Origin of the sequence: Peribacillus alkalitolerans (assembly GCF_010882125.1) — a bacterium.
In the GTDB taxonomy this organism is placed as follows: domain Bacteria; phylum Bacillota; class Bacilli; order Bacillales; family DSM-1321; genus Bacillus_BN; species Bacillus_BN alkalitolerans.
In genome coordinates, this window is sequence record NZ_JAAGVZ010000025.1 from 20,483 (window position 1) to 45,785 (window position 25,303).

The window sequence follows — 25,303 nt, forward strand, 5'->3', positions numbered from 1 at the left end:
CTGAGTACTTTGTTTTTTTATGAAATGGTAATCCATTTCATTCTCATTTTTTAAAAATAATCATTAGATTAGCTCAATTTCTTCTAATTTCTGCTTCTTACTCGAAATTTGTGCATCTTGTCGGAGATTTCCGCTTTTTACTCAGAATTTGTGCACCTTTGCGGAGATTTACGCTTTTTACTCAGAATTTGTGCACCTTTGCGGAGATTTACGCTTTTCACTCGAAATTTGTGCTTCTTAGCGGAGATTTACGCTTTTTACTCGAAATTTGTGCTTCTTAGCGGAGATTTACGCTTTTTACTCATGATTTGTGCTTCTTAGCGAAGATTTACGCTTTTTACTCAGAATTTGTGCATCTTTGCGGAGATTTCCGCTTTTTACTCAGAATTTGTGCACTTTAGCCAAGATTTCCGCTTTTTACTCATGATTTGTGCAACTTAGCGAAGATTTCCGCTTTTTACTCAAAATTTGTGCTTCTTAGCGAAGATTTACGCTTTTTACTCAGAATTTGTGCACCTTAGCGGAGATTTCCGCTTTTTACTCAGAATTTGTGCATCTTTGCGGAGATTTCCGCTTTTTACTCAGAATTTGTGCACCTTAGCCAAGATTTCCGCTTTCTACTCAGAATTTGTGCACCTTAGCAAAGATTTCCGCTTTTTACTCAGAATTTGTGCATCTTAGGGAAGGTTTCCGCTTTTTACTCAGAATTTGTGCACCTTAGCGGAGATTTCCGCTTTTTACTCATGATTTGTGCTTCTTAGCGGAGATTTCCGCTTTTTACTCAGAATTTGTGCACCTTAGCGGAGATTTCCGCTTTTTACTCATGATTTGTGCATCTTTGCGGAGATTTCCGCTTTTTACCCAGAATTTGTGCATCTTAGCCCAGGTTTGTGCACTCAAGGATGCATTTGCGATTTTTAGCAAGGCTTTGTGCATTTTAAGTTACGTACAAAAAAATAAAAGCACCAAGGGATCCACAAATGGATTCCTTGGTGCTTTAAATTCCATATATTAACCTAATACTTTTTGAATTCTTTCAATCGCCCAATCCAGCTCTTCTTGTGTAATAACAAGCGGCGGAGCAAAGCGAATTACAGTATCATGAGTCTCTTTGCAAAGTAAGCCTTCTTCTTTCAATTGCTCACAATATTTACGAGCAGGCTCATGTAATTCAACTCCAATGAATAAACCACGACCACGCACTTCTTTAATAATAGGGTTGTTGATTTCCTTTAATTTTGAAGCAAAATATTCCCCTAACTCTAGAGAACGATCAGCCAAGTTTTCTTCTACCAATACATCAAGAGCAGCTAATGAGACCGCACATGCCATTGGATTTCCACCGAATGTTGAACCGTGGGAACCTGGATTGAAGACACCCAATACATCTTTGTTGGCAACCACACATGAGATTGGGAATACTCCTCCACCTAGTGCTTTTCCTAGAATGTACATATCAGGATCAACGTCTTCCCATTCGCAAGCAAACATTTTACCAGAACGTGCTAAACCTGCTTGGATTTCATCCGCTATAAATAGGACATTGCTTTCTTTACAAAGCTCGAATGCAGTTTTCATGAAGCCTTCTTTTGGAATTACAATACCAGCTTCTCCTTGGATTGGTTCAATCAAGAATGCGGCTGTATTTGGAGTGATTGCTTCTTTTAATGCTTCCAAATCACCGTAAGGAATTAATTTAATTCCTGGTAGCATTGGACCGAACCCTCGCTTATACTCTTCTTCTGAAGATAGGGATACAGCAGTCATCGTACGGCCATGGAAATTCCCGATACATGCGATGATTTCTGCTTGATTATCCGCCACGCCTTTTACATCATATGCCCAACGTCTTGCAGCCTTGACAGCTGTTTCAACCGCTTCAGCACCTGTATTCATTGGCAATGCCATATCTTTTTTCGTTAATTCACATACTCTTTCATACCAAGGACCTAATTGGTCATTGTGGAATGCACGGGAAGTTAGTGTCACACGGTCTGCTTGGTCTTTTAATGCTTGAATGATTTTAGGATGACGATGCCCTTGGTTTACTGCTGAATAAGCACTAAGCATATCCATGTATTTCTTGCCTTCTGGGTTCTTGACCCAAACACCTTCAGCCTCAGAGATAACGATTGGAAGTGGATGATAGTTATGTGCGCCATATTTCTCTGTTTGGACAATTAGTTCTTCGCTTCTATTCATTTTTGGTTTCCCCTCTCTTTTTTAGAACATTTCAGAAGTTGTCTTACCTTGCATGTGTTGTACTAGGTAGTCTGGTCCGCCTGCTTTAGAGTCTGTACCTGACATGTTGAATCCACCAAATGGTTGGTATCCAACGATCGCACCTGTACATCCACGGTTGAAGTATAGGTTACCAACATGGAACTCTTCACGTGCTTTTTCGATGTGTGCACGGTTGTTAGTAATAACTGCACCTGTTAAACCGTATTCTGTATTGTTCGCAATCTCAAGCGCATGGTCGAAATCCTTCGCTTTTGAGAAGCCTACTACTGGTCCAAAGATTTCTTCTTGCATTAAGCGAGCTTTCGGGTCAAGGTCCGCAATGATGGTTGGTTGAACGAAGAAACCTTTAGAGTTGTCTCCTTCTCCACCTGCCATCAATTTACCTTCTTGTTTACCGATTTCAATATATTCCATGATTTTCTTGAAAGAGTTATTATCAATAACTGGACCCATGAAGTTACTTGGATCTTCTGGGTTACCCATTTGTAGTTCTTTCGTTAATTCAACAGCACGAGCTAATACTTGATCGTACACATCTTCAACGATGACTGCACGAGAACAAGCTGAACATTTTTGTCCAGAGAAACCGAATGCGGATTTCACGATCGATTGTGCTGCTAACTCAAGGTCCGCGTCACTGTCAACCACGATTGTATCCTTGCCGCCCATTTCAGCGATGACACGTTTCAACCAGATTTGGCCCTCGTTCACTTTAGAAGCACGCTCGAAAATACGGATTCCGATATCACGTGATCCTGTGAAGGAAATGAAACGAGTGCGTGGGTGGTCGACTAAGTAGTCCCCAACTTCAGAACCATTACCTGGTACGAAGTTTAATACGCCGGCAGGAAGACCTGCTTCTTCCATCACTTCTACGAACTTAGCCGCAACGATTGGCGTTGTGGAAGCTGGCTTTAATAGAACCGTGTTTCCAGTTACAATCGCGGCTACTGCAGTACCTGCCATGATTGCGAACGGGAAGTTCCAAGGAGAAATGATAATGCCCACACCAAGTGGAACGTAGTTATATTGGTTGTATTCACCAGGACGGCTTTCAACTGGAACACCATCTTTTAGCTTCAACATTTGACGAGCATAGAACTCTAGGAAATCGATAGCTTCCGCTGTATCAGCATCTGCTTCGTTCCAAGGCTTACCTGCCTCTTTTGTAAGTAACGCAGAGAATTCATCCTTACGGCGACGAATGATCGCAGCAGCACGGAACAGGATATCAGCACGAGATTCCGGCTTCACTTTTTTCCAAGTCTTGAATGTTTTATCCGCAACGCGCATTGCTTTTTCGGCTAGCTCGCGGCTTGCTCTAGAAACACTTCCGATCACTTCTTCTTTATTTGCAGGGTTGTATGAAACGATTTTATCGTCAGTCGTGATTTTTTCTCCACCAATTACCAATGGATAATCCTGACCAAGATAGGATTGTACTACTTTTAAACCCTCTAAGTATGCAGCTTTATTACCTTCTTCTTTGAAATTTGTAAATGGTTCATGTTTGTATTGTAGTACCATGTCTTAAACCTCCTGAATTATGAAGACTAATTTCACTTGTTGAATTAATATGCAAGTTATGTGCCAAAAAAATCCTTGTAGTATTGTGACCAGAACGCTTCTTGTCGCACTAGCCTTCAATTCATTATTATTTACTAATTCACCATAACAAATCCGAGAATGAACGCAAAATATTTTTGCACTTTTGTTATTTTCCAAGTGCAAAAAAGCAAAATATTCTTGCACCTATCCAGAAACATCGATACTATAAACTTGGATGAGGTGACAGGATGACTTTTTCAGAAAAAGAAAATAAGCTCTTAATTATTTATCAAAAAATTCTAGATGAGATTGATGTTGGTGTCCATGCTATTGATGAGAGTGGAAGAACCATCGTCTACAATAAAAAAATGATGGAAATAGAAGGAATGAACATAGAGGATGTTTTAGATAAGAATATCTTGGACGTTTTCACGTTTCATACTCACGATGATAGTACCTTAATTCATGCTTTGAAAAAAAATCATACGACCCAAAATGTAAAGCAAACTTATTTTAATAATAAGGGACAAGAAATTACCACCATTAATGCTACGTTCCCCATCTCTTATGAAGCCAAAACGGTCGGGGCAATAGAAATAGCTAGAGACGTTACAAAGCTAGAAAAAATGATAAGAGACAATATCTTTAAACAAGGAAATACGAAATATACATTTGAAAGCATCATTGGTAAAAGTGACGCCCTCCTTGAGGTGATCGAAGCAAGTAAAAGGGCGACTCGAACAACCTCCTCGATTTTAATAACAGGAGAAACGGGTACAGGAAAGGAATTGTTCGCCCAAAGTATCCATAATGGAAGCCCAAGGTCATCTGGACCTTTTATATCTCAAAACTGTGCAGCTATCCCTGATACACTCATAGAGGGAATATTATTTGGTACTAAAAAAGGTGCATTTACTGGCGCGATAGAACGCCCTGGATTATTTGAACAAGCTGAAGAAGGAACGTTACTTTTAGATGAAATTAATTCATTGAACCCATCCCTTCAGGCGAAATTGTTACGTGCCATTCAAGAAAAGTCCATTCGACGGGTGGGGGATACAAAAGATATTCCTGTGGACGTACGGATTATCGCAACTATAAATGAGGATCCAATAGATGCCATCGCAAATAATCGGTTACGAAAAGACCTTTATTACCGCTTGAGTGTAGTATCGTTATTCATACCACCACTTCGAGAGAGGAAAGAAGACATTGAAGAGCTAGTACATTTCTTCCTAGAAAAATACAATCACCTATTTGGTATGAATGTGCTGGGAGTAGATGAAACTGTCCTAACTCACTTCAAGAAATATGATTGGCCCGGAAACGTAAGAGAGCTAGAGCATATTATTGAAGGCTCAATGAATTTCCTTGATCACGAGGAGAAAATCTCATCTAATCATTTACCTATCTCCTTCCGAAACAAAGCCATTTTTAAAGAAAACCGAATCGAAAAGGCTGACATCGTTCATTTGTTGATTCAAAAGGGGAAAAATGTAAAACCACTTCATCAATATATGGAAGAAGCAGAAATATATTATTTACGCAAAGTCCTTCAGCATTACGATTTCAATGTCACTAAAGCGGCAGAATCATTGGGCATGAGTCGGCAAAACCTTCAATACCGGATGAGAAAATATGTTATTGTTAAGCAATAAAAAAACGGATCAGCATTAGCCGATCCGTTTTGTATTTACATATTATTTTTTAACTTCTTCGCGTTGAGATTGGTCAATCCACTCTTGAAGTTTATCTTTTAATGTATTGAAACCTTCAGTTGAGTCTGTATAAGAAGTCATTTGTTTAGAAGCTGCTGGACGTTTCTTTGCAGCTGGCTTTTTAGGTTGAGCTGCTGGACGCTCTGGAGCTTCTTCCGTAGCACGGATAGAAAGACCAATTTTGCCTGCTGCTTCATCGATAGAAAGAACTTTTACATTTACCTCGTCGCCAACTTTTAAATGGTCATTGATGTCTTTCACAAAACCATGAGTGACTTCGGAAATGTGAACTAAACCTTGAGTTTTTTCATCAAGAGCAACAAACGCTCCGTATGGTTGAATTCCTGTGACTTTACCTGCTATTACTGAACCTACTTCGATCTTTTCTGACATGCAAACACTCCTAAATATAATGTAATTTCGTCTCTTTTCACACAATTATATATTATAGCACAAAATATAGAGTATATCAAAAAAACATGAATTTGAATAAGAAAAATTGCTAATATACAAGCCTTATCGGAAATTTATGTTTAATTCGTGAGGAAAAGAGTTAATATTCACTTATTTACAATAACCATAATCACTTCTCCGTAGAATTCCTCCAAATTATCCAAATATCCCTTTATCCCGAAAAATAATCTTTAAAAAGTGACCTTTTAATCCACACTAGATCCATTAATCACTTAAATTGGGATATTCAATAGCATTCACCCTGACCCGCTTTATCCATTTTCCAGAGCAAAAATTCCTCACTCCTTTTACCTTTCACCTTAATATTTTTTTTACATTGTAAAAACCTTGCTATTAAAGACTTTGTCATAAGAAAATCATTCCTATTCCATAAAAAATTAAAATAAAGTAGTTTGACAATTCATATATTCATGTTAGGATTACATCGAAAATAAAATTACATATGACGATCCACTAGGGGTGCCTTTTTAAAGGCTGAGATTAAAGTTCGACTTTAAGACCCTTTGAACCTGATTTGGTTAATACCAGCGTAGGGAAGTGGTGTTTGAAGGATACATAAATGATTTTTTATGTACTGATCTCAAGCCACTTTCTGTATGCTCTTGCATCATAGAAAGTGGCTTTTTTGTTTCATTAGAAACAAAATTTGTGGGTCGTCTAAGAAAAGGAGAAATCGATTATGTCATTTTCAGCGTATTTAAGAAAAGAGGTTAATGAGATTTGGGAAGCGAGTTTTAACCATCCTTTTGTTAAAGGGATTGGTGATGGAAGTCTACCTTTAGAAAAATTCAGGTATTACGTTCTCCAAGATTCTTACTATTTATCCCATTTTTCACGAGTGCAAGCGTTAGGTGCTGCTAAAGCAACAGATTTACATACGACTGCTAGAATGGCTGCTCATGCTCAAGGAACAAATCAGGCTGAATTATCGTTGCATGAAAAATTCTCAAGGCAATTAGGTATTACAGAAGAAGAAAGACTCCAATTTATACCCGCACCAACCGCTTACGCTTACACATCACATATGTATCGAGCAGCTCAATTCGGAGGTTTAGCAGACATCCTTGCCGCTATTCTTCCGTGTTATTGGCTTTACTATGAGGTTGGCGAAAACCTAAAAAACTGTTCTCCAGAAGAAACCATCTATCAAGAATGGATTGCCGCTTATGGAGGAGAATGGTTTAAGGAGCTTGTAGAAGAGCAAATTAAGCGCTTGGATGAGCTCGCTGAAACAATGACTGAAAGTGATCGCAACCGATTAAAAGAGCATTTTATGCTGAGTAGTATTTACGAGCTGCAATTTTGGGAAATGGCATACCAGTTAGAGAAGTGGCCTTATGAAAAGAATGTTTTTCATTCAAGTTTTATTAAAGCAGGTGAAGTCCATGTCTAAATTAAAATTAACAGACATTTTAGTAACCGTTGTTATTTCAATAGGATTTGGAATCATTTATAAACTGTGGGGGCCTCTGTATTCCTTGGTTAAACCGTTTGGGTTGCATGCTGATCAGCTCATATATGGAATGTGGTTCATGGCTGCTACGGTTGCCTTTTTAATCATTCGAAAGCCAGGTGTTGCATTATTAGCGGAAATCGCTGCATCATCAGGAGAGTTTTTAATGGGGTCGGAGTGGGGCCTAGAGGTATTGATATACGGGCTGATTCAAGGATTATTTGCTGAAGCCATATTCTTCATGACTGGGTATAAGCGTTCAAACATGCTGATTATTTGTATGGCTGCCATGGCTTCTTCTATCGGCTCTATCTTTATGGACTATTTTAAAGGATATATTGAGGATTTAGCATTTTGGAATCTCTCACTGTTTCTCGGAGCTAGAATCTTAGGCTCAATCCTTATCGCGGGAATTGGAGCTGTTTACCTTGTTCGAGCTTTAGAAAAAACAGGGGTGACTAGTTTAGTTAGACCAGTAGCTCAACAGGATTATGATGATTTGAATCACTAAAGAAGGAGGACATAGGAATGAATGTTGGCAATCTTCGCCTCAAATTTCCTGGTCGTAAAAAATTATTATTTAGAGACCTGTCACTTTCTATAAAAGACAAAGAGAAAGTTTTACTTTTGGGGCCATCTGGATGTGGCAAATCAACTTTGCTTCAAGTGTTATCTGGAATTATACCTAGATCTGTTGAAATCCCAATGAGAGCTACAAATCAACAGCTTCCTCTTTCATGGGGGTATGTTTTTCAAGATCCTGAATCCCAATTTTGCATGCCCTATGTGGATGAAGAAATTGCTTTTGTATTAGAGAATTTACAGATTCCTAGAGAAGAAATGATTGAGAGAATACAAGATTTATTGAAGATGGTCGATTTACCCTTAGACCATCTTCATACAAACATCGCTAGTCTCTCAGGTGGTATGAAACAAAAGCTAGCAATCGCCTCTGTGCTTGCCCTTAACCCGGATACTTTATTTCTCGATGAACCGACTGCACTTTTAGATGGTGCTGGTACACAAGCTGTCTGGGACACGGTTAAGAAAATAAGCACCGATAAGACATTGGTCATAGTGGAACACAAGCTAGATCATGTACTTGATTTAATTGAAAGGATAATACTCTTTAACGATCAAGGTGAAATCATAGCAGATGGTCCAAAGCAATTGATTTTATCAAAATATAAGAGGGTTTTGAAATCACAGGGAGTTTGGTATCCAGGTGCATGGGAGGATTACCTTCAAGACCATCCACCACCTCGGATTACGCCTTCAACCCATTTCATAATGGAATTAGAGAATTTCAAAGGATTTATCGAAAAAAAACCTAAAATATCGATTCAAAAAGCAAATGTTGCAGCAGGAGAATGGATTGCCATCGTGGGGAAAAATGGGGCAGGAAAATCAACCACGCTTCACAGTTTCATGCAATTTATTAAAACAACGGGTAAATATGAACTATTTGGTCAGCAGGTTCAATCAAAAAAAGTACCTACACAGTGCACATTTGTTTTTCAAAACCCTGAGTTTCAGTTTGTTACGAATTCCGTTTTTGATGAAATTGCCTATAGTCTTAGACTAAAGAAACTGGATGAAAAATCGATTACTGAACAAGTGGAAGAATTGTTGAAGCGTTTTAAGCTGAACGATCATCAGAATCAACACCCCTTTCAGCTATCTATGGGACAAAAAAGAAGACTTAGTGTTGCAGCTTCCATTGTCAACAATCAAGATTTGATTTTATTGGATGAACCTACTTTTGGACAGGATTCAAAAAATACCTTTCAACTATTAGAAATGCTACAGGAGTATCAGAAAGCAGGTTCAACGATTGTAATTGTGACCCATGATGAACATATTGTAGAGCATTTTGCTACAAGAGTTTGGACTATTGAGGATGGAAAACTAGTCTCAGATCAGCTGATCCAGCCAAATATTCATAATAACGTGAGGAGTCTCGTTTTATGAATATGGGATGGAGTCTTCAGGAAACTTGGATATATCGAATCAATCCTAGCTTCAAATTATTTGTGCTAATGGGGTTGTTTATTTTCATCCTTTTTGTTCATGTTTTAAATTGGTTAACCTATTTAACTATCATATCCTTCATTTTGTTATGGTTCTTTTCAGGTATTTCAAAAAAAATGTTATTTGTGCTGGTTCTCCCTTTCTTTATTGTATTTATTTCGACTGCATCCTCCATGATTTTGTTTGGCAAAGGCGAAACCATTTGGTTCCAATGGGGGCTTATTCAAATCTCAGAGGAAAGTTTTTATCGAGGAATACATCTTGGTTTTAGAGCATTTATCTTTGCAACATTAGGGTTACTATTTGCTCTTACAACTCGACCAGTTATGCTGTTTTACTCGTTAATGCAGCAGGTTCACCTTAAACCCAAATATGCTTACAGCTTTATGGCTGGATACCGATTAATCCCGATCATGGTCGAGGAATTTTTTACAATACGAAACGCCATGAAGGTCAGGGGTATTGCACAGAACAAAGGCTTAACAAGCTTTTATCATAAACTAAAAACCTATTCTATTCCTCTTCTTGCTGGGAGCATTCGAAGGGCTCATCGGATTGCCATTGCCATGGAGGCCAAACGGTTTACAGGAAATAAGCATCGAACCTATTTTTATGAGATTCGTTTTTCAAAGTATGATGGTTTCTTTATTGCGTTAATAATGGTCATCATTTTCGTAAGTTTCTATGTTTCAACTATTCTTCCAATTTTCCCAGTAGGAGATGTCCGTTATGGAAAATAGTAAGAATTTGAATGGTATCAAGAACCAATTACACGTCATATCAACAGGGCAACAATCTATTCAAAAGCTCGTGGACATTGCTGGTAGCATCCATTCTTATATTGATGTGCTTCACATTCGCGAGAAAAGCTGGACCGCCAAAGAAATTGTGATGACCATAGAAGCTCTAGGTAGTGCTGGTTTCCCTCTTGAGAAAATCATGGTCAATGACAGAGTGGACATCGCCTATCTAATGAAAACAGGAGGAGTTCAACTAACTCACCATAGCATTGAAGGTTCTCTAGTTAAACAAGTCTTCCCTACATTAAAAATGGGCTCATCGATTCATTCAATGGAAGAAGCGAAGCATGCCTTTCAACAAGGAGCAGATTTTCTACTGTACGGGAACATCTTCCCTACCCTTTCAAAAGAGGGTAAACCAGGAGTAGGAATCCAAAAATTGAAAGACATCGTGCAAACTGTCCCCATTCCTATTGTCGCGATTGGAGGAATCACTCAACAGAATACGATAGAAGTTTTATCATCAGGCTGCAACGGAATAGCCGTATTATCTGGCATTTTACAATCTGATAATCCGTTAGATTCCGCAAAGCTTTATAGAGAAAAATTAGATCAGGTGGTGAGTCGAGTTGAAACAATATTATGACGTCATCATTGTTGGCGGAGGAGTAATTGGAAGTTCAATTGCTTATCAACTGGCTAAAAGAAAAAAGAAAGTGCTGTTAATAGAAGAAAATCAGATTTCGAGTAAAGCTTCTAAGGCTGCAGCAGGAATGCTAGGTGTTCATACCGAGTTACATAATAACGAGCATCTATTCTCATTAGCCAAGGAAAGTCGAGATATGCTCCCGATACTTTCTGAGGAATTAAAAGATATTTGTGGAATAGATATTGAACTTATTCAAAATGGGATGATTAAGCTTGCACAAACTGAAGGAGAAAAAGATAAACTTAAAGAGATGTCTCTCCAAAGCGATCAAGTTGAATGGCTGTCACCTTCCCAATTGTCAAACTTTGAACCGAACCTATCGCACAGTAGCTACGGTGGATTACACCTCCCAAAAGATGGAAATGTATCTGCTCCAAATCTTACTAAAGCATTTGCAGTGTCAGCTCAACGTTTAGGAGCCGAGATAAAAGAATATACATCCGTTTATGATTTTATAAGAGAAAGTAAAAGGATTATTGGAATCAAAACATTGACGGAATCCTATTTTGCAGATGAAGTCATAGTTGCAGGCGGAGCATGGAGTCAACAATTACTGAAACAGGTTGATATTGAGGTAAAAAGTTATCCAGTCAAGGGTGAATGCTTCTCTGTATATGATAGTGAAAATTTGATAAAAAGGACCATCTTCACTAATGGGTGCTACATCGTTCCAAAGGCTGGGGGGCGTCTTCTAATAGGTGCCACTGAACATCTTCATACTTTTGATGAATCCGTTTCACTAAAAGGAATTTCTGGTTTAATGACTAGAGCTATTTCTCTCGTCCCCCGACTAGCCAATGCTAAATTGGATAGAGCCTGGGCAGGCATACGCCCCCGAACACAAAGTGGCTTACCTCTAATGGGAAGATGTGCAGATTGGGAAGGTCTATCCATTGCGACAGGTCATTATCGTAATGGCATCTTATTGGCACCCATCACCGGTGTAATCATGGCTGACTTAGTAGAAGGAAAGGAATCTCATCTTCTATTAGCATTAAACACACTTAAAACAAGGAGTGAAATACGTGGAGTTACGAATTAATGGTCAATTCGTTCAAGTACCCAATTCCATTTCCACCATTTCAGATTTAATAGAGCATTTTAATTTAGAAAACCGAGTAGTCATTATCGAACAAAATCATGTGATATTGGAAAAACAGGAACATCAACATACAAAAGTTAACGAGCAAGATTCCATTGAGATTGTACAATTTGTAGGAGGCGGCTGAGATGCTAAATATAGGAAAACACTCATTTCATTCTAGATTACTGTTAGGTACGGGGAAGTATCCAAATTTCGATATCCAACAATGTGCTGTAGAAGAATCAGAGACAGAAATATTAACATTTGCGGTTCGACGTATGAATATTTTCGAACAGAGTCAGCCTAATTTCTTAGAAAAATTAGATATAAAAAAGTACTCATTGTTACCAAACACAGCAGGTGCCAAAACTGCACAGGATGCTGTTCGACTTGCAAAATTAGCGAAAGCTTCCGGGTTATGCGACATGATAAAAGTTGAAGTGATTGGGTGTGATAAAACGCTACTACCTGATCCCATCGAAACATTTAAAGCCACTGAAGAACTTTTAAAAGAAGGCTTTATCGTTCTTCCTTATACCTCGGATGATGTTGTACTTGCAAGAAAGCTAGAAGAGCTCGGGGCTCATGCGATTATGCCAGGTGCTTCTCCAATTGGATCTGGCCAAGGAATCATCAATCCTATCAACTTAAGCTTTATTATCGAACAAGCTAAGGTACCTGTAATCGTTGATGCAGGGGTAGGTTCTCCTGCTGACGCCGCTTTTGCAATGGAATTAGGTGCTGATGCAGTACTTTTAAATACTGCTGTTTCATCTGCTAAGGATCCCGTAAAAATGGCAATCGCAATGAAACTGGCGATTCAAGCTGGCCGACTAGGGTTTGAAGCAGGAAGAATTTCTAAAAAGCGATATGCTACTGCAAGCAGCCCAATGGAGGGGTTAAGCGTTTGAATGGAAGTCGATATTCACGGCAAACACTTTTCCAACCAATTGGAGAAAATGGGCAACACAAACTTTTACAAAAGCATGTGTTGATTATCGGTGCAGGTGCGTTAGGAACAGGGAATGCTGAAGCATTTGTGCGAGCTGGAGTAGGAAAAATAACGATTATTGATAGAGATTATGTAGAATGGAGCAATTTACAAAGACAGCAGCTATACTGTGAAAACGATGCTCTAAATCGCATACCAAAAGCAGTAGCAGCTAAAGATCGTCTCCAGAAAATTAATTCTGAGGTAGAAATAGAAGCTCTTATTATGGATGCAGCACCTAAAGAGCTCCTCCATTACGGAAAAAATGTCGACCTCATCATAGATGCTACGGACAATTTTGATACTAGGATGATAATCAATGATGTATCACAAGCATATAACATTCCTTGGATTTATGGAGCCTGTGTAGGTAGCTATGGTATTTCCTTTACGATCATTCCAGGAGTGACTCCTTGTTTACACTGCTTAATGAACCACATTCCGATAGGAGGGTTAACCTGTGATACAGCAGGCATCATAAGTCCTGCTGTATCAATGGTTGTCTCCAATCAAACTGCTGAAGGCTTAAAAGTTCTTGTAGAAGATTGGGATGCATTAAGAAATGGAGTGATTTCATTCGATTTGTGGAAAAACGATTTTACACGATTAGATCTGTCCAAATTAAAAAAAGACGATTGCCCCTCATGTGGCAATCACCCCACATTTCCTTATCTTCAATTTGAAAATCAGATGAAAACTGCCGTCCTGTGTGGAAGAGACTCCGTTCAGATCCGCCCTGCTTCTCCACAAAAATTAGACCTCGAGGAGGTTGCAGGTAGATTAGAAGGGAAAGGTGGCAATGTTAAACAAAACCCTTACCTCATCTCTTTCACAATTGGAACTCAAAGGATGGTTTTATTCCAGGATGGTCGGGCCCTAATACATGGAACAAAGGATATTAAGGAAGCAAAGTCTTTCTACCATCGATATCTAGGATGAAACGGAGGAAAGAACATGGTACATAAAGCATTGACGATTGCTGGCTCCGATAGTGGTGGAGGTGCTGGGATTCAAGCAGACCTAAAGACATTCCAAGAGCTAGGGGTATATGGCATGTCTGTCATAACTGCTATCACAGCCCAAAATACAAAAGGTGTCCAAGGAGTATACCCGGTTGAACCTGCAGCTGTTTTAAATCAGTTATCTTCTATTGCCGATGATTTACCTCCAGAAGCGGTAAAAACAGGGATGTTATTTAGCTCTGATATCATTGAAGGCGTGGCAGATTTTATTTCATCCCATGCATGGTCAAAGCTGGTTGTAGACCCAGTTATGATTGCAAAAGGCGGGGCCTCTCTTTTACAAAAACAATCCGTGCAGGCTCTAATAGATAACCTTATACCATTAGCCTATGTTATTACACCAAACATTCCAGAAGCTGAAGTATTAACAGGATTGAAGATTCAATCGGATTATGATCGCAAAGAAGCTGCCAAGAAGCTATTTGATATGGGGGCAAGGCATGTCGTCATTAAAGGAGGTCATGACACGTTCTCTTCTAGCAAAGAAGCTACGGATCTCCTTTTTGACGGGAATGAATTTTATGAGTTTCGTAGTATCAGAGTTAATACTAAGCATACACATGGAACTGGATGTACCTTTGCATCCGCCGTCACCGCAGAATTAGCAAAAGGACATAGCGTTTATGAATCGGTGCATACCGCCAAGCTGTTTATTACTTCTGCTATCCTAAATGAAATAGGGATTGGCAATGGACATGGACCAACCAATCATTGGGCGTTTAATAAGGCAGGTGTGCGTGTGTGATTAACTTAAGGGACAGTTTACAGGTTTATTTAGTTATGGGGAGTACTAATTGTATTCAAAATCCAACCGAAGTTTTAAAAGAAGCTTTAAACAACGGAGTAACTATGGTTCAGTTCCGTGAAAAAGGCATCGGATGTCTACAGGGTGACGATAAATTAAATTTAGCAAAGGAATGGCAATCCCTTTGTAAAAAATATCGGGTCCCCTTTATTGTCAATGATGACATTGAATTAGCATTATCAATAGAAGCAGATGGGGTACATATCGGACAAGAAGACGGTAATATGGATGGAATTAGGAAGCTAATCGGTAACAAGTTTCTTGGTGTCTCTGCACATAATGTCGAGGAAGCACAAAATGCCGTAAAATGTGGGGCGGATTATTTAGGTATCGGACCCATGTTCCTTACTCATACAAAACCAGATATTAGAGAAGTTCAGGGTCCTACTGTTATTCAATCAATCCGAGCATCAGGGATAACAATCCCATTAGTAGGAATTGGGGGTATAAGTACAACCAATTTCTCTGAGGTTCTTCATGCAGGTGCGGATGGAGTGGCAGTTATTTCTGCTATTTCTACCAATCCAAAGAATGCCTCCACCCTTTCTAAAATGGTAAAACATCTGATTCAAAGTAAATAACTTCCAATTATAATAAAATCCCCTCAGGTAGAACTTTAAGAGTTATTTGCACTCTTTCAAGATCTACTTGTTGGGGATTATTTTTACGAGCAAATAATATGATCAAATATTGCTCTATTGAAAAGGCATAATTTGTACTTTCCAAACTCCGTTGACTTCATCCATTTGGAACACTTTACTTTGTTCGCCATTACTGTAGAACAATTCAATTCCGACCATTTCTCCATCCATCCAGTATTCTTTGGCATATCGATAACCCTCTATACTGGATGGTCCATTGAACAATGGATTGGAACTCTCTTCAATATATTTTTCCTTCGATACAAAATCATCTGGTTTATTTAACAGATCATACTGTGTCCCATAATCTTTTTCATTTTCCGCATGAAAATATAGCCTCATGACATCAAATGCCGATAACCCATTCAGAATTTCTTCCTTGCTGGATGCCTGAAATTCATCATATTTAGATTGCAGTTGTGTTGATAGAGGTAAAATTGGTTCTTCAATGATCTCTTGATTTTGATTATTCGACACTCCATCTGAAATCGAAAATTCAGGGTATGGTACTTCACTTGTTTCGAATTCTGCTGGCTTTTTCCATTCGTTTTCCTTTAACGGAGTAATAAAAGTTATGGCAGATTGAGCAGTTTGTGAAGTGGAATCACCTTCCATTTCTCCCCAAGCGTGTTTGATATCTTCATTCATCTTCCCATTCCAATCAAACACGGGGTCATTTGGCAAACCTAATAAATAGATCGCAAAAAATAACCGATAATCATGTTTCAATTCTTCTTTCAAAACTCCTTCTTCCATACCAAGAATGGTTTCTTCGCTTAGTAATAGATAGTCTCCTATTTCATGCCAGCTTCCAGAATATGACCCATCGTTTAATTGTGGTTGGTCGATTTTCAGATTTAGATACTGAGTAATTTCTTGCCCAGCAGAAGCTCCAATTTTGTCAGCAATGGATATATAATTGATGTTTAGCTCCAAAAAACCTTCTTTCGTTGAAAAAGAATAGCCACTTTCTTTCAAAGCTTTCACAAAACGTGTCGCTTCATCGCTTCCGTGATACAAGCCCTCGTTCATTTTTGCTACAATACTGACGATATCAGACATGTCTTCGTTAGAAAAAATGGCTGATATTTTATTGTGTAGGATAGACTGGAGTCGCTTCATTTGACTCATATAATCATAAAACAGAACCTCTTGCTCTTCTGATTCGAGATTTGATGATAATTTTTCAAGATAATAAGAAGGGGCTGTTAAAAAATAATCCACTTCCTCCTTAGTGGCTTGAATGGACTCAAGTACTTGTTCCTCAGTTTTTAAATCCTCTTGTTCCTTTAATGAAACGATTCTACTTCGGATTTCATTTACAAGATCGCTATCTTTAAAGTCTGTATAGCCAAGTCTTTCGGATGTTTCAGCAACCTTTTTCTCAAAGTACCTCTCTAACTCCTCATAACTCTTTAATCGATAGGCATTTTCATTCGATTTCTTTTCCTTATCCGGCGGCACAACTGTATCATTTGGATTTTCTGAATGAAGATTATCTTCCTTTGTATTTTGAAGAATCCCCATCAACAATATCCCAACAATGATTCCTACACCAATTAAACTGGCCACATAGGGAAACGCCCATTTTTTCACTGGTTTTGTTTCACGAATCACTACTTTTGCCAATCGGTCGTAATCTGTATTCGTTGGGATCGACTCATAGGCATCGCCCAGCTGCTTTAACCTTTTTTCTAACTGGTTATCTTCCATCTTGTCCACCCTCCTTCCTATTGTCCTGTTCTAGTCTTTTCTTTAATTGTTCCTTCCCTCTTAATAGGCGTGTTTTGATGGTGGATAGATTCGTATTTAAAATGTCTGCTATTTCGTCATACTTACAATCATGAAAATAATAAAGAATGATGGGTATACGGTATTTTTCATCTAATTCTAGAATGCATTGGTGTAAATATCGATCTTCCTCACTTTGTAGAACTCCCTCTTCTGTACCTGGCTCAATAACCACATTTCTCTGTCTTTGGAAAAAAAATAGTTTCTTAGTTTGACTTTGTTTTTTCCTGTAATAGTCCTTTGTGACATTCAAGGTTATTTTATATAGCCAAGTGGTGAATTTAGCTTGTGAAAATTGATTTATAAAGCGAAAGACTTTAATGAAAACCTCTTGAGTAATGTCCTCAATATCATTTCTTGAATTGCCCATTTGATAGGCGAATTTCTCCACAATAGGTGCATATTGACGAATCAATTCCGTCATAGCCGTCTTGTCTCCACGTTTCGCACGACTGATCAATTCTTCTTCCAAACGTCTCCCCTCCTTTACCTAGGTAGAAATACTTTAAAGTTGCTTATAGAACGTCAGCCAATGCGAATTTGTTTCATAAAAAATGCAATTCACCAAGAAGATTAGAAAAAGGGTGCTCTAAAAGTCGTTAAATAAAGAACTTTTTGAGTCACCCTTTTCTATGTATATATTTCTTGTATATGGGACATAATGGGAATATAGCTTTCCTACTAATCTTAGGATTAGTACAGGAAACATTAATTGCCGAAAAGGCACTTCTTGTTTTCTGAAGTATTCCCCCCTTTTTGACGGACAAAGGAATCCCTTTGTCCGGTTTTTTATTGCAAGGCTCTTTTTACAAAGAATGTTGATTTAGACTATAAAATTTGGTCCGTTGATTGCAGCTAGGGGCACTTGCTATCCGCGGGGAGGGACGGGAGCCTCCTGGCGTTATCGCCTGTGGGTTCTCCCACTTCCCTCTTTTTCCCGCAGGACATTGAATAAGCTTCCTCGATTAAACACCGCACGAAGGAAATGCGAATGCATTTTCGAGGAGCAAGTGTCCTCCTCTACAATCAACTCAGAAAGTTAAATTAAATTAAACTAAAAAAGCAACAAACTTTGAAAACAGCCTTTTTTTAAAAGGGGAATCATTTTCAAACTTAATTCTTTTTCGATTAATTCTTCTATAAGGAAAAGCTTACTTCTCTAAATTAGAAATGAAGCGTTGAATTCGTTTAACAGCTTCCTGTAAGTTTTCAATGGAAGAAGCATATGAACATCTAATATGGCCCTCGCCACTTTCTCCAAACACGTTACCTGGTACCACCGCTACCTTTTCTTCCATCAACAATTGCTCAGCAAATTGTTCTGAAGTTAAACCAGTTCGCTCAATGGATGGGAACGCATAAAATGCTCCTCCTGGAATGTGGCAGTCCAATCCCATTTCGTTAAAGGACTTCACAATGTAATTCCGCCTAGCTCGATAACTGTTCCTCATTGATTCCACATCGTTCATGCCATGCTTCAATGCCTCTAGCGCTGCATGCTGAGCCATCGTCGAAGCGCACATCATGGTGTATTGATGGATTTTCAACATGGATTCTGAGATGTAACGAGGAGCACAAACAAATCCTAATCTCCATCCCGTCATTGCAAACCCTTTTGAAAAACCATTGATTAGTATTGTTCTTTCCCACATACCTTCAATTGACGCAAAACTTGCAAACGGTTCATCATATGCTAACTCCGCATAAATTTCATCAGATAAGACGATTAAGTCATGTTTTTGCACGATATCAGCAAGACGTACAAGCTCTTCACGATTTAATTGAGTTCCAGTTGGATTGTTCGGTGAACAAATTAAAAGAGCCTTAGTTTTTGAAGTGATGGCTGCCTCGAGTTCTTCAGGCATTAGCTTAAAGCTGTTTTCCTTTTTTGTTTGGATAGTTACCGGAACTCCTCCAGCTAACGTTACTAATGGAGTATACGATACGAAACTTGGTTCCACGACAATCACTTCATCACCTGGATTAAGAATTGCTCGGAAAGCAAGGTCGATCGCCTGGCTTGCTCCCACTGTCAAAATCACTTCTGTTTCCGGATGATACTCGACATTAAATGACTCTTCCACATATTTGGAAATTGCCTTTCTCAGCTCTATTAGTCCAGCATTTGCAGTATAAGATGTATACCCTTCTTCGAGTGATAAAATGGCTGCTTCCCTTACATTCCACGGAGTGACGAAATCAGGTTCACCTACCCCTAATGAAATGACTCCTTCCATATTGGCAGCTAGGTCAAAAAAACGACGAATGCCAGAAGGCTTTAAATCTCTTACGGTTTTGGAAAGGAAATTAGTCTTGATCATGGTGACACCACAATTCTTTTATCCTCATCATTTTGTTCAAAAACAATTCCATCATGCTTGTACTTTTTGAGGATAAAGTGGGTTGTAGTGGATATGACAGAATCAAGTGTAGACAATTTTTCAGAAACGAATCTAGCCACTTCGTTCAAGGATTTCCCTTCAATGATTACCGATAAATCATACACACCAGACATCAAATAGACTGACTGGACTTCGTTGAAACGATAAATCCTCTTTGCTATTTCATCAAAGCCAACACCACGCTTAGGAGTCACCTTGACTTCTATCATGGCAGTAACGCCTTCGTGCTCTGAAACCTTTGACCAGTTGATAATGGTCATATACCTTACAATGATTTTTTGTTTTTCAAGTTTAGTTAATGTTTCTTCTAATTCTTCAACTGGGAGATTCACCATTTTTGCTAAATCATTTGAATCGATTCTGCCATTTTCTTCGATAATCTTCAGAATTTCAATTTCTTTGTCATCTAGATGCATGTTAATCCCCTTTCGAAATCATAAAACTGCACTAATTATATCAAAAAAGTTTCCTAAACGTAGTAGTGTTCTAAGAATTTTATTAAAATTTGAATAAATTTATTAAGACTTTTATTTTTATGTAAGTTGGGTAAAATACCTATATATTTTTAGACTTGAGGTGAAGAAATATGACTCAAATGGTCTCACAGGAGTTAACAGTAAATGGGAATAATGTATATTACGAGTTATATTCTAATCCTGCCTCTTCCCATACACTGGTCATGCTGCATGGCTTTCTATCATCTTCCTTTAGTTATCGGAAACTGATTCCTCTTCTTGTAAAGGAATATTCTATTTTGACTGTTGATTTGCCACCGTTCGGAAAGAGTGGCAAGGATATTTCTTATAAGTATTCTTACGAAAACTTAGCAAAAACAGTCTTACAGCTAACTACCAATTTGAGTATTAGCCATTTTTCGGTAGTAGGGCATTCAATGGGAGGACAAATTTCTCTGAATATGATGAAACTTGAACCTGAAAGGGTGAATAAAGGCGTGTTATTATGTAGTTCAGGATATTTAAAAAGAGCTAACCGTCGCCTAGTATATTCAAGCTTCATTCCATACTTCCATTTGTACGTAAAGCTATGGTTAGCCCGTTCAGGAGTTCGGAAAAATTTGCAAAATGTCGTTCATAACCAAGCGCTCATTGACGACGAGATGTTATTTGGATACTTACAGCCATTCTTAGAAGATGATATTTTCAGAGCTTTGACAAGGATGATCCGCGATCGCGAAGGTGATTTGTCTCCTGAAATGCTTAAAACCATTTCGACCCCTTGTTTACTTATTTGGGGTGAACATGATCGAGTCGTTCCACTAAGAACTGGAAAACAACTTCATAAAGATATCCCAAATTCCAAACTAGTCGTTTTAAAAGAAGCAGGACATCTCGTCCCAGAAGAAAAACCTGAAGAAGTGGCGAGTCATCTAAGAGAATTTTTGCTTGCTCAATAAAAAAGAGGCCGGTACGAAATGTACCGGCTTCATGCTTATGAACAACTAGATTGCTCTTTAAGTAGTAGTATTTCAGCAGCTATTTTTTTTGCGTCTTCGATCTTAATGACTTCCCCGAATGAAAATTCATATATATTAATGATTTTTGCAGACAATTCCTCTACTGAATCGACCTCGTAAATCGCTTGCATGCATTCCGCAATTTCTGTCTCGTATCCATCCGCACCGACCTCAAATGGATCCCAATTTTCTAATAGCTTTTGCACTTGTGAATATAAATCTTCCGCCATATGATTTTTCTCCTGTTTTTTTTCTGGTAATGAAACATTTATCCCCATTATAGTATCATAAAGAAAAACTACATTCAGTATGACATGCTTTATTCCAAAATATTTTGGTGGTGAAATCATGGTACAGAATCAAAATCTTTTCGACCAGTACATTAAGCGTAATAACACAGGGTCCATTAAATGGGATATGACACAAGAGTTTTTTGGTACAAAGGATGTTCTTCCAATGTGGATCGCTGATATGGATTTCCCTTCTCCCCAAGCGATCACGGATACACTTATCGAACGCACTAAGCATCCCATTTACGGTTATACTGCACCGACCTCCTATACTTACAATTCCCTTATCAATTGGATGAAAAACAAATATGAATGGGATATCGACCGAGATTCTATTTTTTTTAGTGCAGGCGTGGTTTCTGCGCTTGGGACGTGCATCCAAGCTCTAACAAAACCTGGTGATCGCATCATGATCCAGTCTCCTGTTTACACTCCATTTTTTGACATGATTCAAAAAAATGATAGAGAATTAGTTAATAGTCCACTTGCAATTAGTGAAGGTCAATTTCGTATTTCTTTTGAAGATATCGAGTCAAAAATGCGTAATGGGCTCAAGATGTTTATATTATGTAGTCCTCATAACCCCGGTGGTAGGATATGGACGAAAGACGAGTTATGCCAACTTGCAGAACTGTGTTTAAAGTATGGGGTGAACCTGTTATCTGATGAAATTCATGCGGATCTTGCCTTACCAGGCCAAAAACATTATCCAGTAGCTAGTCTTGATGAACGGTACACTGATATGACCATCACCTGCATGGCTCCAAGTAAAACTTTTAATATTGCTGGTCTTCAATCGTCCGTCCTCATTGTCCAAAATCACGAGTTGAAGAAGAAAATTAAAGAAACTCAATATGCCCAAGGATTCCATGGTCTGAATATTTTTGCCATAGATGCTTTAACAGCAGCCTATAACCATGGAGATCAATGGCTTACTGAGTTACTGGATTATATTGAGAAGAATGTAAGAACCAGCCTCCAATTTTTCAAACAGAATCTCCCAGCCATCAAACCAATGGTTCCTCAAGCCTCTTTTTTACTATGGCTAGATTGTAGAGAACTAGGAATTTCTGACAAGGAACTACAGAAAGTCCTAGTTGAGAAAGGTAAGATTGCCTTGGAACCTGGAAACAAATATGGTCCAGGAGGAGAGGGATGGATGAGGATGAATATTGGCTGTCCCCATGATGTACTAATGGATGGACTAAATCGAATAAAGAAAGCACTTTCTTAAAAAAATGGTGTTCAAAAGGACTGAAACCAACGACCTTCTGAACACCTATTTTTTTTGAATTATTTTTTCTTTTTACTAATTACACCACATGCAATCCTTTTCCCAGAGTCTCCAGCTGGTTGCGTCATGCCATCATCTTTCTTGCTGGTAATGACAATGGATGTACCTTCCTTTCCGAGCAAGGAATTCTTCTTCCCTTGACGAAGAGTGACAGTCGGAGCAGAAATTTTCACTTTTACACTTCCATCTTCTTTAACAATTAAGTTAGGTAAATCGCCTGCGTGAGCCCCTTCAGGATGCAATAAACCGTGCTTTTTCTTTTCAGGGTCATAATGATTGCCAGCTGACTTGAATTCAGGTGCCTCACATTTAGGTTTATCATGAATGTGAATCGCGTGCTCTCCTGCTTCCAGACCTTCTAAATTGATATCCAGCTCGATTCCTTTTGACTTTTCAGTTAACTTGATCTTTCCAAGTGAATCTCCGACTTCATTATGCATTTCCACATCCATTTTAGTGGGATTCTGATTTTGCTGGGTACATCCTGCCATTAAAAGTAAAGCGCTTGCTACGAACCATTGTTTCTTCAACTTTTCCACCCCAAAGACATTTTGTCTTTATTTTGTCTATTAAAGAAAAAAAAATACCCATATAAGGGTATTCATAAACCATTCATTCTATTGATTTTCAGAAGCGCCTTTCGCATTCTTCCCAAGAATCTCTTCTTCAAGTTTTTTTGCTTTCATAGCCTCTTTTTTTGATGTTTTAATGATAAAACGCATAGTGATTATGGAAGCAACTAAAAATATGAACGTGGTAATTCCCGCTGGTATATATTCGCTTTTATCTTCTGGAAAATAAAGGAATAATCCTAAAATGGCTTCGACGACTAGCATAAGCTGTTCATCCTTTCATTATAAGCTCTAAGTAAAGTGGTACTGGTCATGAATGAATTTCGTTCAACCATACTATCTTAACACTTTTCAAAGCTAACACCAATCAAGAAGGCACGAATTATCCTCCGGACAAATAATGGAAACATTTATAAAAGTAATATCTTATTTCTTTTTTCTTCTATATAAATCAATCGATTTATAACCTTCTCCTAAAATCATTTCCATTTCTTGCAATCGTTTTTCCTGTGTTTCTTTTCTTTTGGCACTAAAAACATAACGTGCCCAATCCTTTTGATATCCAAATGTCAGTTCATTATAAGCCTTCAATAGATCCTCTTTAATTGCCAAATGCAGTTTAATATCTTCAACATTTTCAATATAGTCATCCACACATTGACTCTTTTGGGTACTAGGGGTATTTTTGGCTTTTTTCGAAACTTCTTTCAGCCCGACGACTGTAAATACATCATTGAGACTAATCATTCTAGAAAATTTTATGTTACTACCAAGTACAAAACCTTCTTCATCCGCCTCTATATTCTGAATGAACGCGTCACGTTCTATGTACTCTTTATATTGTGGATTATTCTTTTTCGGATAGGCGAAGTACAAATACCCGTTTTCATCAACTAATTTTTCCTCAATCACTAGCTTTAGATACTTTGTAAGATTCTCTAAACTAAAAATAAAAATAAAAACTAGGCTATACTTATCATTTTCAACCGATGAATGATACTCTATTTCATTAAAGTCCTCAATATCATCGGGTATATTAAGAATTAATTTTGTAGGGTATTTACTAAAATTCAGTTTGTCACTCACACTTTTTGTCGAATTCAAAATTAAAACCCTCCCGTCTTTTTTCCTTCCATTTTATAATTCGTATCTCCCATTATCAACGTAATTTAACCCTAACATGCACAATTGCAAGAATATTAGAGTATTAAAACCTCGCAAATTGACGAGCTTTAAGGCTAAGACAATGACGAAGAAAGATTTGTATATTGCCATTTTTTTCATGGTTCTCTACTTCAACTTTCACAATGCTGCCAATATATCCAAAAGGAAAAAAGACAGCTAAGAACTAGAAGTTGATTTCCGATCCGGGCGAACGCTTTCCGCGGGCGTGGCTTGAGCCTCCTCCTTCGCTACGCTTCGTGCAGGGTCTCAAGTCTCACGCTTTTCCCGCAGGAGTCGTCGCCCTCCTCTCCAATCAACCGTGCTCGTACATAATTTTAAGGTGATAAACGATGATGACTAAAAATCAAATCATTGAACGTGAACATTTAGAAATGCTGGCTATTGAACAATTTGTTCCACAAGACCACTTAGTACGAAAACTCGATGCAGCGACATATTTGGGATGAGTACGTGGAAGAAGCGAACCATTTAAGACATTTTGATGAAATTAAACAAATATATGCGAAGCGCAAGGAAACGATTGAACGTGTTTTTGCGAATGCCAAAGAAAAGCATGGTATGCGATTGACAACCCTATGAGATCTAAAAAATTGTCCATGCAAGCGATGCATACTTTTGCATCCATGAATTTAAAGAAACTGGCAACTTGGACATGGAAAGTTACTTGAGGATGTTTGATAAAGCTTAATTAACAGGTTTTTTAGTTGATTTTTCAAGGACACTGGTTGATTGGAGTGGAAGGCGCTTGACTCCTGGGGGATTAGCGTTACAGGCGAGACCCCGCAGGAGCGGTAGCGACGAGTTATCATGAACGAAACTAGCTCCTTACTCGTAA

General features: G+C 38.3%; 25 protein-coding genes, 1 pseudogene and 1 riboswitch. Of the genes and pseudogenes, 15 read left to right on the top strand and 11 right to left on the bottom strand.

What is annotated here, in order from left to right:
• Window positions 1-1,011: 1,011 nt before the first annotated feature.
• Window positions 1,012-2,202 carry an ornithine--oxo-acid transaminase gene (locus tag G3O09_RS19425; RefSeq protein WP_163103101.1) on the bottom strand — a complete coding sequence of 397 codons (1,191 nt, stop codon included), beginning with the start codon at window positions 2,200-2,202 and terminating at the stop codon, window positions 1,012-1,014.
• Between the two features lie 21 nt (window positions 2,203-2,223).
• Entirely contained in the window at window positions 2,224-3,771 is a 1,548-nt protein-coding gene (pruA, locus tag G3O09_RS19430) for an L-glutamate gamma-semialdehyde dehydrogenase (protein ID WP_163103102.1), read from the bottom strand.
• Window positions 3,772-4,040: 269 nt separating this feature from the next.
• Between pruA and G3O09_RS19435 the strand changes: the two genes are divergently transcribed.
• Complete coding sequence (locus tag G3O09_RS19435) at window positions 4,041-5,450, top strand: sigma-54 interaction domain-containing protein (protein WP_163103103.1); 1,410 nt, start codon at window positions 4,041-4,043, stop codon at window positions 5,448-5,450.
• A gap of 42 nt (window positions 5,451-5,492) precedes the next feature.
• Here G3O09_RS19435 and yugI read toward each other — a convergent pair whose 3' ends face one another.
• Window positions 5,493-5,903 carry a S1 domain-containing post-transcriptional regulator GSP13 gene (gene yugI, locus G3O09_RS19440; protein ID WP_163103104.1) on the bottom strand — a complete coding sequence of 137 codons (411 nt, stop codon included), beginning with the start codon at window positions 5,901-5,903 and terminating at the stop codon, window positions 5,493-5,495.
• A gap of 526 nt (window positions 5,904-6,429) precedes the next feature.
• Window positions 6,430-6,537: riboswitch (TPP riboswitch) on the top strand.
• Window positions 6,538-6,663: 126 nt separating this feature from the next.
• Here yugI and tenA point away from each other — a divergent pair.
• Genes tenA through thiE form a run of 11 tightly spaced genes read left to right on the top strand, consistent with a single transcriptional unit; the run spans window position 6,664 to window position 15,400 of the window.
• Complete coding sequence (gene tenA / locus G3O09_RS19445; RefSeq protein WP_163103105.1) at window positions 6,664-7,377, top strand: thiaminase II; 714 nt, start codon at window positions 6,664-6,666, stop codon at window positions 7,375-7,377.
• Complete coding sequence (locus G3O09_RS19450; RefSeq protein WP_163103106.1) at window positions 7,370-7,948, top strand: ECF transporter S component; 579 nt, start codon at window positions 7,370-7,372, stop codon at window positions 7,946-7,948. The genes tenA and G3O09_RS19450 overlap by 8 nt, the downstream gene beginning before the upstream one ends.
• Before the next feature lie 17 nt (window positions 7,949-7,965).
• Window positions 7,966-9,408 (top strand): ABC transporter ATP-binding protein, encoded by a 1,443-nt coding sequence (locus G3O09_RS19455; RefSeq protein ID WP_163103107.1) that lies wholly within the window; start codon window positions 7,966-7,968, stop codon window positions 9,406-9,408.
• A 2-nt stretch (window positions 9,409-9,410) separates the two neighbouring features.
• Window positions 9,411-10,208 carry an energy-coupling factor transporter transmembrane component T family protein gene (locus G3O09_RS19460; protein ID WP_163103124.1) on the top strand — a complete coding sequence of 266 codons (798 nt, stop codon included), beginning with the start codon at window positions 9,411-9,413 and terminating at the stop codon, window positions 10,206-10,208.
• Window positions 10,198-10,854 carry a thiazole tautomerase TenI gene (gene tenI, locus G3O09_RS19465; protein WP_163103108.1) on the top strand — a complete coding sequence of 219 codons (657 nt, stop codon included), beginning with the start codon at window positions 10,198-10,200 and terminating at the stop codon, window positions 10,852-10,854. The genes G3O09_RS19460 and tenI overlap by 11 nt, the downstream gene beginning before the upstream one ends.
• Entirely contained in the window at window positions 10,838-11,959 is a 1,122-nt protein-coding gene (gene thiO / locus G3O09_RS19470; protein ID WP_163103109.1) for a glycine oxidase ThiO, read from the top strand. The genes tenI and thiO overlap by 17 nt, the downstream gene beginning before the upstream one ends.
• Window positions 11,943-12,146 (top strand): sulfur carrier protein ThiS, encoded by a 204-nt coding sequence (gene thiS, locus G3O09_RS19475; RefSeq protein WP_163103110.1) that lies wholly within the window; start codon window positions 11,943-11,945, stop codon window positions 12,144-12,146. Before thiO ends, thiS begins: the two co-directional genes overlap by 17 nt.
• 1 nt (window position 12,147) lies before the next feature.
• A complete protein-coding gene (locus G3O09_RS19480) occupies window positions 12,148-12,912 on the top strand; it encodes a thiazole synthase (RefSeq protein WP_163103111.1) in 765 nt (254 codons plus the stop codon).
• Window positions 12,909-13,931 carry a thiazole biosynthesis adenylyltransferase ThiF gene (locus G3O09_RS19485; RefSeq protein WP_163103112.1) on the top strand — a complete coding sequence of 341 codons (1,023 nt, stop codon included), beginning with the start codon at window positions 12,909-12,911 and terminating at the stop codon, window positions 13,929-13,931. The genes G3O09_RS19480 and G3O09_RS19485 overlap by 4 nt, the downstream gene beginning before the upstream one ends.
• A 15-nt stretch (window positions 13,932-13,946) precedes the next feature.
• The gene (gene thiD / locus G3O09_RS19490; protein WP_163103113.1) at window positions 13,947-14,759 is read left to right on the top strand and encodes a bifunctional hydroxymethylpyrimidine kinase/phosphomethylpyrimidine kinase; all 813 of its coding nucleotides are present in this window, start codon (window positions 13,947-13,949) and stop codon (window positions 14,757-14,759) included.
• Window positions 14,760-14,794: 35 nt separating this feature from the next.
• Complete coding sequence (gene thiE / locus G3O09_RS19495) at window positions 14,795-15,400, top strand: thiamine phosphate synthase (protein WP_240338499.1); 606 nt, start codon at window positions 14,795-14,797, stop codon at window positions 15,398-15,400.
• A gap of 114 nt (window positions 15,401-15,514) precedes the next feature.
• Here the strand turns inward: thiE and G3O09_RS19500 are convergent, their stop codons facing one another.
• From G3O09_RS19500 to G3O09_RS19515, 4 genes are all read right to left on the bottom strand, one after another.
• The gene (locus tag G3O09_RS19500; protein WP_163103115.1) at window positions 15,515-17,173 is read right to left on the bottom strand and encodes a hypothetical protein; all 1,659 of its coding nucleotides are present in this window, start codon (window positions 17,171-17,173) and stop codon (window positions 15,515-15,517) included.
• Window positions 17,163-17,723 (bottom strand): RNA polymerase sigma factor, encoded by a 561-nt coding sequence (locus tag G3O09_RS19505; RefSeq protein WP_163103116.1) that lies wholly within the window; start codon window positions 17,721-17,723, stop codon window positions 17,163-17,165. Before G3O09_RS19505 ends, G3O09_RS19500 begins: the two co-directional genes overlap by 11 nt.
• 679 nt (window positions 17,724-18,402) lie before the next feature.
• Window positions 18,403-19,572: an aminotransferase gene (locus G3O09_RS19510; protein ID WP_163103117.1), complete on the bottom strand. Its 1,170-nt coding sequence runs from the start codon at window positions 19,570-19,572 to the stop codon at window positions 18,403-18,405.
• Window positions 19,569-20,069, bottom strand: coding sequence for an Lrp/AsnC family transcriptional regulator (locus G3O09_RS19515; protein ID WP_163103118.1), 501 nt, complete (start codon window positions 20,067-20,069; stop codon window positions 19,569-19,571). The genes G3O09_RS19510 and G3O09_RS19515 overlap by 4 nt, the downstream gene beginning before the upstream one ends.
• Before the next feature lie 170 nt (window positions 20,070-20,239).
• Here G3O09_RS19515 and G3O09_RS19520 point away from each other — a divergent pair, with 170 nt between their 5' ends.
• Entirely contained in the window at window positions 20,240-21,067 is an 828-nt protein-coding gene (locus G3O09_RS19520; RefSeq protein WP_163103119.1) for an alpha/beta fold hydrolase, read from the top strand.
• Between the two features lie 35 nt (window positions 21,068-21,102).
• Here the strand turns inward: G3O09_RS19520 and G3O09_RS19525 are convergent, their stop codons facing one another.
• Window positions 21,103-21,357, bottom strand: a complete 255-nt coding sequence (locus G3O09_RS19525; RefSeq protein WP_163103120.1) for a DUF1871 family protein — start codon at window positions 21,355-21,357, stop codon at window positions 21,103-21,105.
• Between the two features lie 118 nt (window positions 21,358-21,475).
• Here G3O09_RS19525 and G3O09_RS19530 point away from each other — a divergent pair, with 118 nt between their 5' ends.
• Window positions 21,476-22,651, top strand: a complete 1,176-nt coding sequence (locus G3O09_RS19530; RefSeq protein ID WP_163103121.1) for a MalY/PatB family protein — start codon at window positions 21,476-21,478, stop codon at window positions 22,649-22,651.
• Between the two features lie 59 nt (window positions 22,652-22,710).
• Here the strand turns inward: G3O09_RS19530 and G3O09_RS19535 are convergent, their stop codons facing one another.
• From G3O09_RS19535 to G3O09_RS19545, 3 genes are all read right to left on the bottom strand, one after another.
• Window positions 22,711-23,202, bottom strand: a complete 492-nt coding sequence (locus G3O09_RS19535; protein WP_163103125.1) for a superoxide dismutase family protein — start codon at window positions 23,200-23,202, stop codon at window positions 22,711-22,713.
• Between the two features lie 126 nt (window positions 23,203-23,328).
• Window positions 23,329-23,547: a hypothetical protein gene (locus tag G3O09_RS19540; RefSeq protein ID WP_163103122.1), complete on the bottom strand. Its 219-nt coding sequence runs from the start codon at window positions 23,545-23,547 to the stop codon at window positions 23,329-23,331.
• Between the two features lie 162 nt (window positions 23,548-23,709).
• Window positions 23,710-24,387, bottom strand: a complete 678-nt coding sequence (locus G3O09_RS19545; RefSeq protein ID WP_163103123.1) for a YdeI/OmpD-associated family protein — start codon at window positions 24,385-24,387, stop codon at window positions 23,710-23,712.
• Window positions 24,388-24,894: 507 nt separating this feature from the next.
• On the opposite strand from G3O09_RS19545, the pseudogene G3O09_RS19550 reads away from it, so the two are divergent.
• Window positions 24,895-25,136: pseudogene (locus G3O09_RS19550) on the top strand (transposase); the annotation flags it as partial.
• Window positions 25,137-25,303: the final 167 nt, after the last annotated feature.

What these genes read in the sequence shown, in the direction of transcription:
- G3O09_RS19510 (WP_163103117.1), bottom strand. Translation starts at nt 19,572, where the DNA reads ATGATCAAGACTAATTTCCTTTCCAAAACCGTAAGAGATTTAAAGCCT.
- G3O09_RS19540 (WP_163103122.1), bottom strand. Translation starts at nt 23,547, where the DNA reads ATGCTAGTCGTCGAAGCCATTTTAGGATTATTCCTTTATTTTCCAGAA.
- G3O09_RS19435 (WP_163103103.1), top strand. Translation starts at nt 4,041, where the DNA reads ATGACTTTTTCAGAAAAAGAAAATAAGCTCTTAATTATTTATCAAAAA.
- G3O09_RS19480 (WP_163103111.1), top strand. Translation starts at nt 12,148, where the DNA reads ATGCTAAATATAGGAAAACACTCATTTCATTCTAGATTACTGTTAGGT.
- yugI (WP_163103104.1), bottom strand. Translation starts at nt 5,903, where the DNA reads ATGTCAGAAAAGATCGAAGTAGGTTCAGTAATAGCAGGTAAAGTCACA.
- pruA (WP_163103102.1), bottom strand. Translation starts at nt 3,771, where the DNA reads ATGGTACTACAATACAAACATGAACCATTTACAAATTTCAAAGAAGAA.
- G3O09_RS19520 (WP_163103119.1), top strand. Translation starts at nt 20,240, where the DNA reads ATGACTCAAATGGTCTCACAGGAGTTAACAGTAAATGGGAATAATGTA.
- G3O09_RS19450 (WP_163103106.1), top strand. Translation starts at nt 7,370, where the DNA reads ATGTCTAAATTAAAATTAACAGACATTTTAGTAACCGTTGTTATTTCA.
- thiD (WP_163103113.1), top strand. Translation starts at nt 13,947, where the DNA reads ATGGTACATAAAGCATTGACGATTGCTGGCTCCGATAGTGGTGGAGGT.
- G3O09_RS19460 (WP_163103124.1), top strand. Translation starts at nt 9,411, where the DNA reads ATGGGATGGAGTCTTCAGGAAACTTGGATATATCGAATCAATCCTAGC.
- G3O09_RS19500 (WP_163103115.1), bottom strand. Translation starts at nt 17,173, where the DNA reads ATGGAAGATAACCAGTTAGAAAAAAGGTTAAAGCAGCTGGGCGATGCC.
- G3O09_RS19525 (WP_163103120.1), bottom strand. Translation starts at nt 21,357, where the DNA reads ATGGCGGAAGATTTATATTCACAAGTGCAAAAGCTATTAGAAAATTGG.
- thiE (WP_240338499.1), top strand. Translation starts at nt 14,795, where the DNA reads ATGGGGAGTACTAATTGTATTCAAAATCCAACCGAAGTTTTAAAAGAA.
- tenA (WP_163103105.1), top strand. Translation starts at nt 6,664, where the DNA reads ATGTCATTTTCAGCGTATTTAAGAAAAGAGGTTAATGAGATTTGGGAA.
- tenI (WP_163103108.1), top strand. Translation starts at nt 10,198, where the DNA reads ATGGAAAATAGTAAGAATTTGAATGGTATCAAGAACCAATTACACGTC.
- G3O09_RS19425 (WP_163103101.1), bottom strand. Translation starts at nt 2,202, where the DNA reads ATGAATAGAAGCGAAGAACTAATTGTCCAAACAGAGAAATATGGCGCA.
- G3O09_RS19535 (WP_163103125.1), bottom strand. Translation starts at nt 23,202, where the DNA reads ATGGCAGGATGTACCCAGCAAAATCAGAATCCCACTAAAATGGATGTG.
- G3O09_RS19515 (WP_163103118.1), bottom strand. Translation starts at nt 20,069, where the DNA reads ATGCATCTAGATGACAAAGAAATTGAAATTCTGAAGATTATCGAAGAA.
- G3O09_RS19530 (WP_163103121.1), top strand. Translation starts at nt 21,476, where the DNA reads ATGGTACAGAATCAAAATCTTTTCGACCAGTACATTAAGCGTAATAAC.
- G3O09_RS19455 (WP_163103107.1), top strand. Translation starts at nt 7,966, where the DNA reads ATGAATGTTGGCAATCTTCGCCTCAAATTTCCTGGTCGTAAAAAATTA.